This is a genomic window from Paenibacillus sp. FSL W8-1187 (assembly GCF_037965485.1).
Taxonomy (GTDB): domain Bacteria; phylum Bacillota; class Bacilli; order Paenibacillales; family Paenibacillaceae; genus Paenibacillus_O; species Paenibacillus_O pasadenensis.
In genome coordinates, this window is the sequence record NZ_CP150181.1 from 2906372 (window position 1) to 2922020 (window position 15649).

Genomic DNA, 15649 nt, shown 5'->3' on the forward strand with positions numbered 1-15649 from the left:
CAACTCCCTCCGTTCCGACTCCTGCCTATCCGAGTTACTCGGTTTTTCCGCGTAACTCCCTCCGTTCCGACTCCTACATACCGGAGTTACTCGGTTTTTCCGCGTAACTCCCTCCGTTTCGCCTCCTGCCTATCCGAGTTACTCGGTTTTTCCGCGCAACTCCCTCCGTTTCGCCTCCTGTCTACCCGAGCTGCTCGCGGAGCGAGCCGATGCCTTTCGGAGAAGCGGCAGCGGTCCTCTTGGAAGACGGATGGCCTCCGAATAGGAGGTCAGGGGATCAAGCCATCCGGCTTCCAGTGGAATCGGAGAAAGGCTCGGCTTGCGCAGCGGCCTTCTTGTCCCATCGGACTTGCCAGCTTCCTGCCGAGAAAGGATCGGCTCGCGCAGCGTGTTCCTTGTCGCACATGGCCTGCTTATCCGGCTTACCGCCGAGAAAGACTCGGCTCGCGCAGCGAATTCCTTGTCGGACACAGCTCGCTTTTCCGGATCGTTCCGGAGACAAAATAAAGCCGTCTCCCAAGCAGCCCGAAAGCCTGCCGGGAAACGGCTTGAAGCGCGCAAGAGCTGCGCATCCGGAACATAGCGGGAACCCGCGACGTCCGCATGCAGATGCTGCGCCCTTGCTCCCCTACGAGCCGAGCACGCGGAAAGTGCCCGTGCCGAAGGCGCACAGCTCGCCCGACTCGGTGCGGGCGTAGGATTGCGTGCTCACCATCTTGCGCGACTGATGCACGATCTCGGCGCTGACGATGAGCCGTCCCTCCTTGATCGGAGAGACGTAGTTCAGGTTCAGGTTCGTCGTCACGACGGCCCGGTCCGGATGGGCGGCCATCGCCACGAGCCCCATCGCGGAGTCGATCAGCGTCGCGTACACGCCGCCGTGCAGGATGCCGATCAGGTTCATATGATGCGGCTTGATGTCGAGGTACACCTCCGCGTAGCCTTCGCGGATGACCTTCATCTCCGCTCCGAGGAAGCCCCAGAACGACTGTTCGGCGGCGGCGGACCACTGCTCCAGCAGCTTTTTGCCTTCTTCGGATGAATCCGCTTCCAAGTTCAGGTTCATTTCGTCTCCTCCTGCTTCTGCAGCTCCTCGTCCAGCAGCTTGCGGCGCAGCACCTTGCCGACGAGCGTCTTGGGCAGGCTGTCGCGGAACTCGTACGCCTTGGGCACCTTGTAGGCGGCGAGCCGCTCCTTGCACCAAGCCTTGAGCTCCGCCGCATCCGGCTCGGCGCCGCTGCGCAGCACGACGAACGCCTTCACCGTCTCGCCCCGGTACGGATCGTTGACGCCGGCGACGATCGCCTCCTCGACGTCCGGATGCTCGAACAGCACCTCCTCCACCTCGCGCGGATAGATGTTGTATCCGCCCGCGATGATGAGGTCCTTGCGCCGATCGAGGATGTAGAAAAAGCCGTCGTCGTCCATGCGCCCGAGGTCGCCGGTGTACAGCCAGCCGTCCTTGAGCGTCTGCGCCGTCTCCTCCGGCCGCTTCCAGTAGCCGGACATCACCTGCGGCCCGCGCACGATCAGCTCGCCGATCTCGCCCGGCCGCACGTCCTCGCCCGTCTCCGGATGCACGATGCGCGCCTCCGTGTCGGGGAGCGGGATGCCGATCGAGCCGCTCTTGCGCAGCTCCCAGATGTTGTTCGCATGCGTCACCGGCGACGCCTCCGTGAGGCCGTAGCCCTCGATCAGCTTGCCGCCCGTCAGCCGCTCGAAGCGCTCCTGCACCTCGAGCGGCAGCGCGGCGGCGCCGCTGATGCAGACGTTGATCGAGCTGAGGTCGTACTTGGCGACGTCGGGATGGTTGATGATCGCGATATACATCGTCGGCGCGCCGGGGAATACCGTCGGCTTGTGCTTGTGGATCGCCTTGAGCACGGCATTGATCTCGAAGCGCGGCATCAGATACAGCGTCGCGCCGAGCCGGATGCCCTGGTTGAGCAGCACCGTCATGCCGAAGACGTGGAAAAAGGGCAGAGCGGCGAAATACCGCTCCTTGCTCCCTTCGTTGCGATAATTCCACAGCTCGCTCTGGATCGTGTTGGCGATCAGGTTGCGATGCGTCAGCATGACGCCTTTGGCGAAGCCCGTCGTGCCGCCGGTGTACTGGATGAGCGCCAGATCATGCCGCGACTCCACCGGGACGCGGCATGGATCGGAGAGCGACTCGCGCAGCAGCTTGACGAAATTCAGCAGCTGGCGGTCGCCGTAGTCGAGCTTCGGCAGCGGCGTGCCGTCCTTTTTCGCCTTGAGCGGGTAGAGCAGGTTTTTCGGAAAGGGCAAGTAATCGGCGACGGAAGCGACGATGATCCGCTCCAGCGGCTGCTCGCGAGTCGCCTGCCGCACCCGCCCGACGAGCAGGTCGAGCGCGACGATGAAGCGGGCTCCCGCGTCGAGCAGCTGATGCTCCAGCTCGCGCGGCATGTAGAGCGGGTTCGTCATGACGACGATGCCGCCGGCCAGCAGCGTGCCGTAATAGGCGATGACCGCCTGCGGGCAGTTGGGCAGCATGACCGCGACCCGGTCTCCTTTTCTGAGGCCGAGACTGATCATGGCGTTGGCGTAGCGGTAAGACGAGTCGAGCAGCGTGCCGTAGGACATGCGGGCGCCCATGAATTCGAGCGCCGTCTGGTTCGGACTTCTCTCCGCCGTGCGCACGAGGAACTCGGCCAGGTTCTGGTCGGGATAATCGTACGTCGGCGGGACTTCATGCGGGTAGTGACTGAGCCAGGGTCTATTCGCCATGCCGTCCACCCCCATCTGTGCTTATGGCACGTACCGTTCGGCCTCGATGACGCGGGAAGCGATGCGGCGCTTCAGCTTCACCGTATCGAGGGCGCCGTTTTTCGTCAGCTTCTTCAGCACGGACAGCTGCGTCTTGAGCATGTCGCCCGTCTCCATCGCCGCCAGCGTCTCCTTGGCCAGCTCGGCGATGCGGCTGAACTCCTCCTGCACGAACACGCTCGTCATGTCGACGCCGAGCTGCGCCTTCGCCCCGCCCTGCAGCGAGATCCGCTTCTGCGTCCGCAGCAGCGCGCTTTCCATCGCGAACACGCCGATCATGATGTCCGCGAGGTTGCTCAGCACCTCCTGCTCCTGCTCGAGCTTCGTCTGGTACTTCTGCACGGCCGACGCGCCGGCCATGAGGAAGATCTTCTTGGCGCTGGCGAGCAGATGCGCCTCCAGCTCCAGCGGCTGCTCGAACTGCAGGCTTGAGGCGCGCAGCTCCATCAGCTCGTTCTGCAGCTTCATCGCCTTTTGCAGCAGAGGCAGCTCGCCCTTCATCGCGCGCTTGATGAGCGTACCGGGGATGAGCAGGCGGTTGATCTCGTTCGTGCCTTCGAAAATGCGGTTGATGCGCGAGTCGCGGTAGATGCGCTCGATGCGGTACTCCTGCGTGAAGCCGTAGCCGCCGTGGATCTGCACGCCTTCGTCGGCGACGAAGTCGAGCCCCTCGGAGGCGAACACCTTGTTGATCGAGCACTCGAGCTGGTACTCGGCGATCGCCTTGGCGGACTGGTAGCCGACATCCGCCGCCGCGTAGTCCACGTCAGCGAGGCCGACGTCGAACAGGCCGGCGGTGCGGTACACCATGCTTTCCATGACGTAGGTGCGGATGTTCATCTCGGCCAGCTTCTTGCCGACAAGCGGGAAGCTGCTGATCGGACGGCCGAACTGCGTGCGCTCGTTGGCGTACTTGGCCGAATACTCGATCGCGTCCTTGGCCGAGCCGACGCAGCCGACGGCGAGCTTGTAGCGGCCGATGTTGAGGATGTTGAAGGCGATCAGATGGCCTTTGCCGACTTCCCACAGCAGGTTTTCGACCGGCACCTTGACGTCCTCGAGGATAAGCGGGCAGGTGGACGAGCCCTTGATGCCCATCTTTTTCTCCTCCGGCCCGATGCTCACGCCCTCCATCGTACGCTCGACGATGAACGTGCTGAAGTCGGTGCCGTTCACCTTGGCGTAGACGATGAACACGTCGGCGAAGCCGGCGTTCGTGATGAACTGCTTCGTGCCGTTCAGCACGTAGTGGCTGCCGTCCTCGCTCAGCACCGCCGTCGCCTTCGCGCCGAGCGCGTCGGAGCCGGAGGACGGCTCGGTCAGGCAGTACGCCGCGATCAGCTCGGCGCTCGCCAGCTTCGGCAGGTACTTCTGCTTCTGCGCCTCGTTGCCGAAATAGACGATCGGCAGCGTGCCGATGCCGACATGCGCGCCGGCCGACAAGGCGAACGCGCTCGCCTTCGTCATCTTCTCGCTGATGAGCGTGCTGCTCACCTTGTCGAGTCCGAGGCCGCCGTAAGCCTCCGGCACGTCGGCGCCGAGCAGGCCGAGCTCGCCGGCCTTGCGCAGCTTCTCGACCGTCAGCTCATAGCTCAGCTTCTCGATCTGCTCGTCGACCGGCTCGATCTCGCCGGCGACGAAGTCCTCGGTCGTCTCGGCGATCATGCGCTGCTCCTCGGTCAGCTCCTCGGGGATGACAATGGCGTTGAAATCGAGATCGTCGATGATGAAGCTGCCTCCGAGCACTTTGCTTTTGGTCGTCATGGTTCGTCTCTCCTTTGGATGGTAGGTTCAAATGGACCGGACGTCCTCCTGCGCTCAGGCTGGATGGACCTCGAACACGCCGGCGGCTCCCATGCCGCCGCCGATGCACATGCTGACGACGCCGTAGCCGCCGCCTCGGCGCTGGAGCTCGCTGATCAGCGAGACGCTGAGCTTCGTGCCGGTGCAGCCGAGCGGATGGCCGAGCGCGATCGCGCCGCCGTTGACGTTGACCTTTTCCTCGTCGAGGCCGAGCTCGCGGATGATGTGCAGGCATTGGGAGGCAAACGCCTCGTTGATCTCGTACAGCTCGACCTGCTCCTGCCGGATGCCGGCGCGCCGCAGCGCCTTGGGGATCGCCTCGACCGGTCCGACGCCCATGATCTCCGGCTCGACGCCCGCCAGGGCGAACGAGCGGAACGTCGCCAGCGGCTTCAGTCCGAGCTCGTCGGCCTTCTCGCGGCTCATAATGACGACCGCCGCCGCGCCGTCGCTCACCTGCGACGAGTTGCCCGCCGTCACCGAGCCGCCGAGCTTGAACGCCGGGCGCAGCTTCGCCAGCGTCTCGGCCGTCGTCTCGGCGCGCACGCCCTCGTCAGTGCGGAACGTGAAGCGCTCCGTCTTCACCTTGCCGTTGTCGCCGAGCTCCTTGAGCTCGGCCTCGACCGGCACGATCTCGCCGTCGAACTTGCCGGCCGCGATCGCGGCCGCCGCCTTGGCATGCGAGCGGGTGGCGAACCGGTCCTGGTCCTCGCGGGAGACGCCGAACCGCTCGGCGACGCGCTCGGCCGTATGGCCCATGCCGATGTACACCTCCGGCATCTCGTCGACGATGCGCGGGTTCGGCGAGATTTTGAAGCCCGTCATCGGCACATGGCTCATGCTCTCGACGCCGCCGGCGATGAGCACATCCGCGCCACCGGTCATGATGCGCTCCGCGGCGAAGGCGATCGACTGCAGCCCCGACGAGCAGAACCGGTTGACCGTCAGCGCCGGCACCGTCACCGGGAAGCCCGCGTACAGCGACATGATGCGGGCGAAGTTCAGCCCCTGCTCGCCCTCCGGCATCGCGCAGCCGATGATGATGTCCTCGACATCCTCCTTCTTCAAGCCCGGCGCGCGGCGGACGACCTCGTCCAGCACGATGCGTCCGAGGTCGTCGGCGCGCGTCTGCCGCAGGCTGCCCTTCTTGCCCCGGCCGACCGCCGTTCTAGCCATCGATACGATTACCGCTTCTCTCATTGAATGCTCACGCTCCTCTTCGCTTGGAACCTCGATTGCTCTAATTGCGCAGCGGACGGCCCTTGGACAGCATGTGCTGCATGCGCGCCTGCGTCTTCGGCTCGCCGGTCAGGCTCAGGAACGCCTCGCGCTCCAGGTCGAGCATGTACTGCTCGGTCACGAGCGTGCCGGCCGGCAGATCGCCGCCCGCCAGCACATGGGCGAGCTTCTTGGCGATGAGCAGGTCGTGGTCGCTGATGTAGCCGCCCTCGTGCATGCCGATCGCCGCCAGCTGCAGCGCCGCCTTGCCCTCGGAGCCGGCGATGCGGATCCGCTCCTCGGCCGGCAGCCGGTAGCCGTCCGCCGCCAGCTGGAGCACGGCCTGCTTGGCCTCGTAGATCAGATGGTCCTGGTTCGGCACGATCCGGTCGACGCCGCGCAGGTAGCCCAGACGCTTGGCGTCATGGCCGCTCGACGACACCTTGGCCTGCCCGACCGTCTCGAACACGCGTCCGAGCTGCGGCAGCAGATCCGCCTCCGGATGGCCGGCCTGCTGGCTGACGCGCAGCGCGAATTCCTTGCAGCCGCCGCCTGCCGGGATGAGGCCGACGCCGACCTCCACGAGGCCGTAGTACGTCTCCGCCGCCGCGACGACCTGGTCGGCCGGCATGCACGCTTCGACACCGCCGCCGAGCGTCATCCGATGCGGCGCCGCCACGACCGGCTTGTCGAGACGCTTGAGCTTCAGCATGCTCTGCTGGAACAGATGGATGATGTCGTCGACCTCATCCCACTCCTCGTCCTGCGCCTCCATCAGCAGCAGCATCAGGTTCGCGCCGACGCAGAAGTTGCGGCCCTGGTTGGCGACGACGAGCCCGGTCCAGTTCTGCCGCACCTCCTGCACGCTCTGCTGGATCATCGTCAGGATGTCCCCGCCGATCGCATTGTTCGGAGAGTGGAACTCAAGGCAGGCGACGCCGTCGCCGAGGTCGATCAGGCTGGCGCCGCTGTTGCCCTGGACCACCTTGCCCTGCTCCTTGAGGGCGCGCAGGTCGATGAGCTCCGGAGCCTGCTCCGCTTGGCGGAACTCGCCGCGGCTCGCATAGAAGCGCTTGCCGTCCTGCTTGCGGTAAAAGCTCGTGTTGCCGGCGGCGATCCATTCCTTGACCCAGTCCGGCACCGCCGTGCCTTCCTTCTCCATGCGCTCGACCGAGCGCGCCAAGCCGATCGCGTCCCACGTCTCGAACGGGCCGAGCTCCCAGTTGAAGCCCCATTTCATCGCCTCGTCGATCTCCTGGATCGAGTCCGCGATCTCGCCGACCTTTTCGGCGGCATAGACGAGCACCTGCTTGAGCACGTTCCAGGCAAGCTCGGAGTAGCGGTCGCCAGCGCCGAGCAGCGCTTTTGTCTTCTCGCGCGCGCCTTTGGCGAGCTTCGCCGCCTCGAGCGAGCCGGACGCCGGTTTTTTCTGCGGGCCATGCTCCATCGTCTTTAGGTCGAGCGAGAGGATCTCGCTCTTGCCGCCCGCGCCCTTGACCTTCTTATAGAAGCCTTGGCCGCTCTTCTCGCCGAGCCAGCCGCGCTCGACGAGTCCCGTGAGCGACGCCGGCGGCGTGAACGCCTGGCGCTCGCTCTCGCTGTCCACGTTCAGCCGGACGTTGTCCGCGACGTGGAGGAACGTGTCGAGGCCGACGAGGTCGAGCGTGCGGAACGTCGCGCTCTTCGGCCGTCCGAGCGCCGGGCCGGTCGCGGCGTCCACCTCTTCGACCGTATAGCCGCCCCGCTCCATCTCCTGAAGCGTGACGAGCAGCCCGTACGTGCCGATCCTATTTGCGATGAAGTTCGGCGTATCCTTGGCGATGACGACGCCTTTGCCGAGCACCGTCTCGCTGAACTGCTTCATCTGCTGCACGAGCTGCGGATCGGTGCCGGCCGCCGGGATGATCTCGAGAAGCTTCATGTAGCGCGGCGGATTGAAGAAATGCGTGCCCATGAAGCTGCGGCGGAACGCCTCGCTGCGGCCTTCGGCCATCGCGTTGATGGAGATGCCCGACGTGTTGGAGCTGACGATCGTGCCGGGCTTCCAGACCGACTCGACGCGCTCCAGCAGGCTGCGCTTGGCGTCGAGGTTCTCAACGATGACCTCGATGATCCAGTCGACGTCCGCGAGGCCGTCCAGATGGTCCTCCAGGTTGCCGGGCGTGATGCGCTCCGCGAATGCGGGGTCGTAGAGCGGAGCCGGATTCGTCTTGGCGAGCTTGGCGACGGCGCCTGCGGCCAGGCGATTGCGCACGGCGGGATGGTCCAGCGTCCAGCCCTTCTTCTCTTCCTCTGCGGTCAGCTGCTTCGGCACGATGTCGAGCAGCAGCGTCGGGATGCCGACGTTGGCCAGATGGGCGGCGATGCCGGAGCCCATGATGCCGGAGCCGATGACGGCTGCCTTGCGGATCGTTATGCTCATCGTAATGTTGCCTCCTTGGACATGGTTGGACACGGTTGGATCTGCATCAGTGACGGCGGTTCGGCGGATCGGTCGGAAATGCCGCTGCCTCGGACCGGGGCTCAGGGCGCGGACGCAGCCGCGCCCTAAGGCGCCCGGGCCATCCGAACCGCTCGGGAAGGGACGCTCATGTCAGCTGGCCGCTCCTTCCGGGCGGCCGGCGGAGGCGGCCGGTCCGAAGACGGCCAACTCGAGAATCTCCGCGATGTCGCGCGCCTTGACCTGCTCGTCGACCTCCTTGAGCTTGGTGCCGTCCTCCAGCATCGTCAGGCAGTACGGGCAGGCGCTGCTGATGAGCGTCGGATTGACCTCGAGCGCCTGCTCGGTGCGGGCGAGGTTGACGCGCTTGCCGCTCGTCTCCTCCATCCACATCAGGCCGCCGCCCGCGCCGCAGCACATGCCGTTCTCGCGGCTGCGCGCCATCTCGACGAGCTCGACGCCGGGAATCGCGCGCAGCACCTCGCGCGGCTCGTCGTACACGTTGTTGTAGCGGCCGAGATAGCAGGAATCATGGTAGGTGATGCGCTCCCGCACCTCGTGGACGGGGTTCAGACGGCCGTCCTTCAGCAGCTCGGCGAGCAGCTGCGTGTGATGCAGCACCTCGACGCCTTCAAGGCCGAAGTCCGGATATTCGTTCTTGAGCGTATTGAACGTATGCGGGCAGGCGGTGACGATCCGCTTGACGCCGTAGCGCTGGAACGTCTCGATGTTCTCCTGGCACAGCTGCTGGAACAGCATCTCGTTGCCGAGGCGGCGCGGCGTGTCGCCGGAATTGCGCTCCTCGTTGCCGAGGATGGCGAAGCTGACGCCCGACTCGCGGAGCAGCCTTGCGACGGCGCGCGAGATTTTGCGGCTGCGCAGGTCGTACGAGCCCATCGAGCCGACGAAGAACAGCAGCTCGAAGTCCGGGTTCTCCTTGACCGTCGGGACGGATACGCCCTCGACGTCGCCGGTCCATTTGACGCGGTCGCTGCGGCTGATGCCCCACGGATTGCCCTGGCGCTCGATGTTCTGCATCGCGCGCTGGCCTTCATGCGGCATGCTGCCCTCCATGAGCACGAGATGGCGGCGCAGGTCGATGATCTTGTCGACATGCTCGTTGCCGACCGGGCACTGGTCCTCGCAGTTGCGGCAGGTCGTGCAGGCCCAGATCTCGTCCTCGGTCATGACGTCGCCGATCAGCGACACCTCCTCGGGCTTCCGCTCCTGCACCGTCCAGGCGGCCTTCTGCCAAGCGAGCGTCGGGCGGATGTCGGTGATCGAGCGGCCGGGATCGGCCCATGGCACGCCTGCGGATGCAGCCGCCTCCGCGGCCGCCGCCACCTCCTGCTTGCCCGAGCCGGCCAGATCGAGCAGCGACGGACCGTGGTCGAGGCTGCGCGGCTCGAACAGATGGGCTTTGCCCGGATCCGGCGCGCCGAAGGCGAATGCCGGCACCCACGGCGAGCGTCCGGTGACGGCCGCGCCTTTGTCGATCAGATGGTCGCGCAGCTTGACGATCAGATGCATCGGCGAGAGCGCCTTGCCGGTGCTCGCCGCCGGGCAGACGTTCGTGCAGCGGCCGCATTCGACGCAAGCATAGAAGTCGAGCATCTGCTTCTGCGTGAACTCCTCGATCCGGCCGACGCCGAACGACTCCGCCTCCTCGTCCTCGAGGTCGAGCTTGGCGAGCCGCCCCGCCGGCTCCTGGCGGCGCAGGTAGATGTTGATCGGCGCCGTCATGATGTGGAAGTGCTTCGACTGCGGCACATAGACGAGGAAAGACAGCAGGATGACCAGATGCGCCCACCAGGAGACGAGGAACAGGACGTGGGCCGCGGTCTCGGACAGTCCTCCCATCGCCGTCGCGAGCAGCGAGGAGATCGGGGCGTAGCCCGACGGCTCCATGCCGAGCCAGATCCGCTCGAAGGCAAGCGAGAGCACGACCGACAGCATGAGGCCGAAGATGAAGAAGACGACGATGCTCGGCTTGAGCCCCCGCTTCAGGCGGGCCAGCTTCTCCCCGTAGCGGCGGTAGGCCGCGTAGCCCATCGCGAGCAGGATGAGCGCGACGGTGATTTCCTGCACGAGGCTGAACAGGTCGTAGCCGGGGATCGGCAGATGGCCGCCTCCGGTCAGTCCTTTGACGATGAGGTCCAGCGCTCCGAGCTGCAGGATGACGAACCCGTAGAAGATGACGATATGCATGATGCCGCTCTTCACGTCCTTGAGCAGCTTCGTCTGGCCGAATACCTGCGCGAGGAACTCCTTCATCCTCCCCGGCGCCTGCTCCGGCAGCTTGGCCGGACGTCCGAGCTTCAAATAAAGATAGCGATGGTATACGGCCCGGTAGAACAGGTAGACGCCGTAGCCGGTGACGGCGAGGAACAGCGCGAATTGAATCCATGCTCCGATCATGGTGGTCATCCTTTCTTCTTGGCGGCTTCCAGGCATCCCCATATGAAGCGCTTACATATAGGAGACGAAAAAATCTTAGCGGAACCCGGAGCGTTTCGTTGACAATCCGTGTCATATCCCCTAAGATGAAGAAAATGAATGAGTATTCATTCACCATACGTAAATACTACCACCGAGGTGCAGCCCATGACAAGTAGGAAGCAGGAAAAATATGAATTGATTCTGGAAGCCGCGCTCAAAGTGATCGCGGAGAACGGCTACCACGGCTCCCAGGTGTCGAAGATCGCCAAGGAAGCCGGCGTCGCCGACGGTACGATTTATCTTTATTTCAAAAAGAAAGAGGATATCCTCATTTCTTTGTTCCAGGAGAAGCTCGGCAGCCTTGTCGAGCGGTTCAACGCCCGCGTGCGGGAAACGTCGTCGGCCGAGGAGGCGCTGCGCGCCGTATGCGAGATCCACTATACCGAGCTCGAGAGCAACGTGAACCTCGCCTACGTCACGCAGATCGAGCTGCGCCAAAGCTCGCTGGAGCTGCGCAAGGCGATCGGGCTGGCCGTCAAGCCGTATATCGAGCTGATCGAGCATATTCTGGATAAAGGGGTGAGAGAGGGAGAATTCCGTCCGGACCTGGACCTGAAGCTGACCCGCCTGCTGCTGTTCGGGGCGATGGACGAGGTCGTCACGTCCTGGCTCATTTCCGGCATGAAATACTCGCTGACCGCCCAGGTCGGCAAAACCGTCGAGTTTTTCCTGCGCGGCCTCAAATAGCCGCCGCTTTGAAATCATTCGCGACCTACCAAGGAGGAGCTGAGCGCATGAATATTTATGTCCTGCTGAAGCAAACGTTCGATACCGAGGAGAAGATCGTCATCGAGGACGGCCGCGTGTCCGACGACGGCGTCAAGTTCGTCATCAATCCGTACGACGAGTACGCCGTCGAGGAAGCGCTGCAGCAGCGCGACCAGCACGGCGGCAAGGTGACCGTCGTCTCCGTCGGTCCGGACCGGGCGGCCGAGGCGCTGCGGCAGGCGCTCGCCATGGGCGCCGACGAAGCCGTGCTGCTGACCGACGGGCGCATCGGCGCTGACGAAGGCGCGGCCGCGGCCGCGCTGGAGAAGTATCTGTCCGGCCAGTCCGTCGATCTCGTGCTCGGCGGCAACTTCTCGGTCGACAGCGGCGGCGGCCAGGTCGCGGTGCGGCTGGCGAGCCGGCTCGGCCTGCCCCATGTCTCCTCCATCACCTCGCTCCGGATCGACGGCTCCACGGCGACCGCGAGGCGCGACGCCGAGGGCGACACGGAGACGCTTGAAGTGACGCTGCCCGCCCTCTTCACCGCGCAGCAAGGACTCAACGAGCCGCGCTACCCTTCCCTGCCGAACATCATGAAGGCGAAAAAGAAGCCGTTCCAGACGTTGTCGCTCGACGATCTCGGCCTGAGCGCCGCGGAAGCGCTTACCGAGCGCGTCTCCCTTTCCCTGCCGCCGGAGCGCGGCGCCGGCCAGCTGATTCCGGGATCGCCGGCCGAGCAGGCCGCGCGCCTGGTCGAGCTGCTCCGCACCGAAGCGAAAGCCATTTGACCCGAGGAGGAATTACGATGAGCCAACCTGTACTCGTCATCGCCGAAGTCCGCGGAGGCAAGCTCCGCCAAGTCTCGCTGGAAGCGCTTCAAGCCGCGCGCATCGCTCGCGGGGAAGGAGCCGACGTCCAGGCCGTCATCGTCGGCAGCGGCATCACCGCGCTCGCCGCCGAGCTGGCCGGCTATGTCGGCGGCAAGGTGCATGCGGTCGACCATCCCGAGCTGGCCAGCTACAACGCTCCGGCCTATGTGCAGGCGGTCAAGGGGCTGCTCGAGGAGCTGCGGCCGGCGCGAATCTATCTCGGCCATACCGCCGAAGGCCGCGATCTCGCGCCGCAGCTCGCCGCGCTGCTCGGCGCCGGGCAGATCTCCGACGTCATCTCGATCGGCGAGGGCGAGCTCTACAAGCGTCCCGTCTACGCCGGCAAGGCGTTCGAGGAGAAGCGCTTTCTGTCCGGCTCGGGCGTCGTCACCGTGCGTCCGAACAACATTCCGCCGGCCGAGCCGGCCGCCGCGCCGGGCGAAGTCGTCGACCGCGACTACGCGCCTCCGGCCGACCTGCGCTCGATCGTCCGCGACGTCTTGCGCAAGGCCGGCGGCAAGGTCGATCTCGCCGAAGCGAAGATCGTCATCTCCGGCGGACGCGGCGTGAAGAGCGCGGACGGCTTCAAGCCGCTCGAGGAGCTCGCCGACGTGCTCGGCGCCGCCGTCGGCGCCTCCCGCGGCGCCTGCGACGCCGGCTACTGCGACTACGCGCTGCAGATCGGCCAGACCGGCAAGGTCGTCACGCCCGAGGTGTACATCGCCTGCGGCATCAGCGGCGCGATCCAGCATCTGGCCGGCATGAGCCAGTCGCGCGTCATCATCGCGATCAACAAGGACCCCGAGGCGCCGATCTTCAAGGTCGCCGATTACGGCATCGTCGGCGACCTGTTCGACGTCGTGCCGCTGCTGACGGAGGAATTCCGCAAGGTGCTCGCCTGATGGAGGCGGATCCGCGCCTCGGAGCGGACGCCGCCGCTCCGTCCAGGCCGAGCCCGGCTGCGGCGGCGCCCGGCCCGTTCCGGGCCGACCTGCTGGCGGGCAAGACGATTCTCGTCACCGGCGGCGCGACCGGCCTCGGACGGGCGATGGCCGAAGGCTTCGGCCGGCTCGGCGCGCGCGTCGCGCTGGCCGGGCGGCGCGAGGAAAAGCTGCGCGAGGCCGAGGCGGCGCTCGCGCAGGCCGGCTGCGACGTCTTCGTCCACGCCTGCGACGTCCGCGATCCCGAGGCGGTCGCCCGGCTCGCGGACGCGCTGGACGCCCGCTTCGGCGGCATCGATGTCCTCGTCAACAACGCCGCCGGCAACTTCATCAGCCCGACCGAGCGGCTCTCGCATCGCGCCGTCGACGCCGTGCTGAACATCGTGCTGCACGGGACATTCTACGCGACGCTGGAGTTCGGCAAGCGCTGGATCGCCGCCGGTCGGCCGGGGACGGTGCTGAACATCGTGACGACGTATGCCGAGACCGGCTCCGCCTACGTCGTGCCCTCTGCCGCCGCCAAGGCCGGCGTGCTGGCGATGACGCGCTCGCTCGCCGTCGAGTGGGCGCGCTACGGCATCCGCCATGTGGCGATCGCGCCCGGCCCTTTTCCGACCGAGGGCGCCTGGTCGCGGTTGCTGCCGACGCCGGAGCTGGCCCAGGGCATGCTCGACCGCATCCCGCTGAAGCGCGTCGGCAGCAAGGAGGAGCTGGCCGATCTGGCCTCCTATCTCGTCTCCGACTATGCCGGCTATCTGAACGGCGAGTGCGTGACGATCGACGGCGGCGAGTGGCTGCAGGGAGCCGGACAGTTCAACGGCCTGCTGGCCGTCACCGAGCCGCAGTGGGACCAGCTTGCGGAGCTGAGCCGCAAGGGCGGCAAATAAAGCGCGGCCTCGCCGTCAACCGAATCGAAAACGGGAAGAAGCGGAGCGATCATCGCTCCGCTTCTTCCCGTTTTTTCTGTTTTGAACGCTCATGAAATCAACGCTTCGGATGCGCCTTCAGCCAAGCCAGCATGTCGTCGAGCGTGGCGACCGGCACGATGTTGAGGCGATCCGCCCCTTTGCGGGCGTCCTCCTCCTGACCGGCCGGCACGAAAAACACGTCCGCGCCGGCGCGCTGCACCGCATAGGCTTTCTGCTCGATGCCTCCGATGCGGCCGATCCGGCCCGCCGCGTCGATCGTGCCGGTGCCGGCGACGCGGTTGCCTCCGGCGACGCCTCCCGGCGTCAGCTGGTCGATGACGGACAGCGCGAGCATCGCCCCGTGCGATGGACCGCCCTGATAGAGCAGATAGCTCCGGTAATCCATCCGCCGCGTCAGATCGGCCTTGGTCCGGTCCTGCACCTGAATGCCGAGCACGGCGCGCTGCGGGTCTTCGTCCAACGCCTTGGAGCGGATGACGGCGACGGCTTTGGCGCTCCCGCGCTCATAGCCGATCTTGACCGGCTCGCCCGGCGCGACGTCCGCCATCCGCTCCGCCAGCTCGCCGGTCGTGCGCGCCTGCCGGCCGTCTACCGACAGCAGCAGGTCTCCTGGCTGCAGCAAGCCCTCCGCCGGACCGCCCTCCTGCACGGCGAGCACCTGCACGCCCTGCGGCAGGACGCCTTGGCCGAGGCCCAGCTTCTGGAGCGCGACGGCGGTGCCGACCTCATTGGCGCCGGCCCGCTGGATATGGACCTGGCGCTGGATTTCCGAGATCGGGATGCTCGTATCGCGCTTCTCCAGCCTCATCTGCGGCAGCAGCGCGGCCGCGAGCCAGTCGATCGGAAACGCGGGCCGCTCGATGACGAGCACGCCTTCGAGCGAGCCTGCCGCATGCCCGCCCTCCACCTGGGCGTAACGGCTCATGCTGAGGGTGAAGCCCGGCGTAATCGCCGAATACGGCATCGGATAAAGCAGCGCCGCTCCGAGCAGCAGGACGGCGGCGGCAAAGCCGAGCGTGCCGTACGGAACGCTGCGCCGGCTCCGCTCCTCGAGCGCCGCATCGAGCAGCACGAGCGCGGCCGTCAAGCCGCAGGTCCAGGCGAGAAAGCCGAGCCGCTCCGGCGCCGCCAGCAGCAGGCACGCGGCGAGCAGCCCGCCGGCCGCGATCGGCAGCCGCAGCCAGCCGAGCCGCCTGCGGCCGGTCCGGCTCCACGCCCGGTAAGCTCCGACCGTCCAGCAGAGCGGGATCAGCGCGCAGGCGCGGGCCAGCGCCTCCAGCAGATCGATCCAGTACAGCCCGCCTGCGCGCACCGGGTCGGCCAGCCAGACGAGCGGACCGCATGCCGCGACGGCCAGCGCCGCCGCGAACGATGCGACATACCAACGATTGTTCAAGCCCACCACGCCCCGTTTCCGCGTCATTCCCTGTTCTTTCCTTTCCTAAGCATACA

At 66.1% G+C, this 15649-nt stretch carries 11 protein-coding genes; 4 read left to right on the plus strand and 7 right to left on the minus strand.

From position 1 onward, the window contains the following. Positions 1-628: 628 nt before the first annotated feature. The 6 genes from NYE40_RS12560 to NYE40_RS12585 all read right to left on the minus strand — a co-directional run bounded on the left by NYE40_RS12560 (position 629) and on the right by NYE40_RS12585 (position 10669). A complete protein-coding gene (locus NYE40_RS12560) occupies positions 629-1066 on the minus strand; it encodes a PaaI family thioesterase (protein ID WP_043110835.1) in 438 nt (145 codons plus the stop codon). Next, entirely contained in the window at positions 1063-2751 is a 1689-nt protein-coding gene (locus NYE40_RS12565) for a long-chain fatty acid--CoA ligase (RefSeq protein ID WP_028597265.1), read from the minus strand. Before NYE40_RS12565 ends, NYE40_RS12560 begins: the two co-directional genes overlap by 4 nt. A gap of 21 nt (positions 2752-2772) precedes the next feature. After that, positions 2773-4554 carry an acyl-CoA dehydrogenase family protein gene (locus tag NYE40_RS12570; RefSeq protein ID WP_028597266.1) on the minus strand — a complete coding sequence of 594 codons (1782 nt, stop codon included), beginning with the start codon at positions 4552-4554 and terminating at the stop codon, positions 2773-2775. Between the two features lie 54 nt (positions 4555-4608). Continuing rightward, a complete protein-coding gene (locus NYE40_RS12575; RefSeq protein WP_101809154.1) occupies positions 4609-5793 on the minus strand; it encodes an acetyl-CoA C-acyltransferase in 1185 nt (394 codons plus the stop codon). A 40-nt stretch (positions 5794-5833) separates the two neighbouring features. Continuing rightward, positions 5834-8233, minus strand: coding sequence for a 3-hydroxyacyl-CoA dehydrogenase NAD-binding domain-containing protein (locus NYE40_RS12580; protein ID WP_339278523.1), 2400 nt, complete (start codon positions 8231-8233; stop codon positions 5834-5836). 171 nt (positions 8234-8404) lie between these two features. Then, entirely contained in the window at positions 8405-10669 is a 2265-nt protein-coding gene (locus NYE40_RS12585; RefSeq protein ID WP_339278524.1) for a heterodisulfide reductase-related iron-sulfur binding cluster, read from the minus strand. 186 nt (positions 10670-10855) lie between these two features. Between NYE40_RS12585 and NYE40_RS12590 the strand changes: the two genes are divergently transcribed. From NYE40_RS12590 to NYE40_RS12605, 4 genes are all read left to right on the plus strand, one after another. Next, on the plus strand, positions 10856-11437 hold the full coding sequence (locus NYE40_RS12590) for a TetR/AcrR family transcriptional regulator (protein ID WP_028597270.1): 582 nt from the start codon (positions 10856-10858) through the stop codon (positions 11435-11437). 47 nt (positions 11438-11484) lie between these two features. After that, the gene (locus NYE40_RS12595) at positions 11485-12246 is read left to right on the plus strand and encodes an electron transfer flavoprotein subunit beta/FixA family protein (RefSeq protein WP_028597271.1); all 762 of its coding nucleotides are present in this window, start codon (positions 11485-11487) and stop codon (positions 12244-12246) included. Positions 12247-12263: 17 nt separating this feature from the next. Further along, entirely contained in the window at positions 12264-13229 is a 966-nt protein-coding gene (locus NYE40_RS12600; protein WP_028597272.1) for an electron transfer flavoprotein subunit alpha/FixB family protein, read from the plus strand. Between the two features lie 146 nt (positions 13230-13375). Further along, complete coding sequence (locus NYE40_RS12605; RefSeq protein WP_240478925.1) at positions 13376-14155, plus strand: SDR family oxidoreductase; 780 nt, start codon at positions 13376-13378, stop codon at positions 14153-14155. Between the two features lie 97 nt (positions 14156-14252). Here the strand turns inward: NYE40_RS12605 and NYE40_RS12610 are convergent, their stop codons facing one another. Next, positions 14253-15593 (minus strand): PDZ domain-containing protein, encoded by a 1341-nt coding sequence (locus NYE40_RS12610; protein ID WP_164820165.1) that lies wholly within the window; start codon positions 15591-15593, stop codon positions 14253-14255. Positions 15594-15649: the final 56 nt, after the last annotated feature.

What these genes read in the sequence shown, in the direction of transcription:
- NYE40_RS12595 (WP_028597271.1), top strand. Translation starts at nt 11,485, where the DNA reads ATGAATATTTATGTCCTGCTGAAGCAAACGTTCGATACCGAGGAGAAG.
- NYE40_RS12580 (WP_339278523.1), bottom strand. Translation starts at nt 8,233, where the DNA reads ATGAGCATAACGATCCGCAAGGCAGCCGTCATCGGCTCCGGCATCATG.
- NYE40_RS12605 (WP_240478925.1), top strand. Translation starts at nt 13,376, where the DNA reads ATGGCCGAAGGCTTCGGCCGGCTCGGCGCGCGCGTCGCGCTGGCCGGG.
- NYE40_RS12590 (WP_028597270.1), top strand. Translation starts at nt 10,856, where the DNA reads ATGACAAGTAGGAAGCAGGAAAAATATGAATTGATTCTGGAAGCCGCG.
- NYE40_RS12560 (WP_043110835.1), bottom strand. Translation starts at nt 1,066, where the DNA reads ATGAACCTGAACTTGGAAGCGGATTCATCCGAAGAAGGCAAAAAGCTG.
- NYE40_RS12585 (WP_339278524.1), bottom strand. Translation starts at nt 10,669, where the DNA reads ATGATCGGAGCATGGATTCAATTCGCGCTGTTCCTCGCCGTCACCGGC.
- NYE40_RS12565 (WP_028597265.1), bottom strand. Translation starts at nt 2,751, where the DNA reads ATGGCGAATAGACCCTGGCTCAGTCACTACCCGCATGAAGTCCCGCCG.
- NYE40_RS12575 (WP_101809154.1), bottom strand. Translation starts at nt 5,793, where the DNA reads ATGAGAGAAGCGGTAATCGTATCGATGGCTAGAACGGCGGTCGGCCGG.
- NYE40_RS12600 (WP_028597272.1), top strand. Translation starts at nt 12,264, where the DNA reads ATGAGCCAACCTGTACTCGTCATCGCCGAAGTCCGCGGAGGCAAGCTC.
- NYE40_RS12570 (WP_028597266.1), bottom strand. Translation starts at nt 4,554, where the DNA reads ATGACGACCAAAAGCAAAGTGCTCGGAGGCAGCTTCATCATCGACGAT.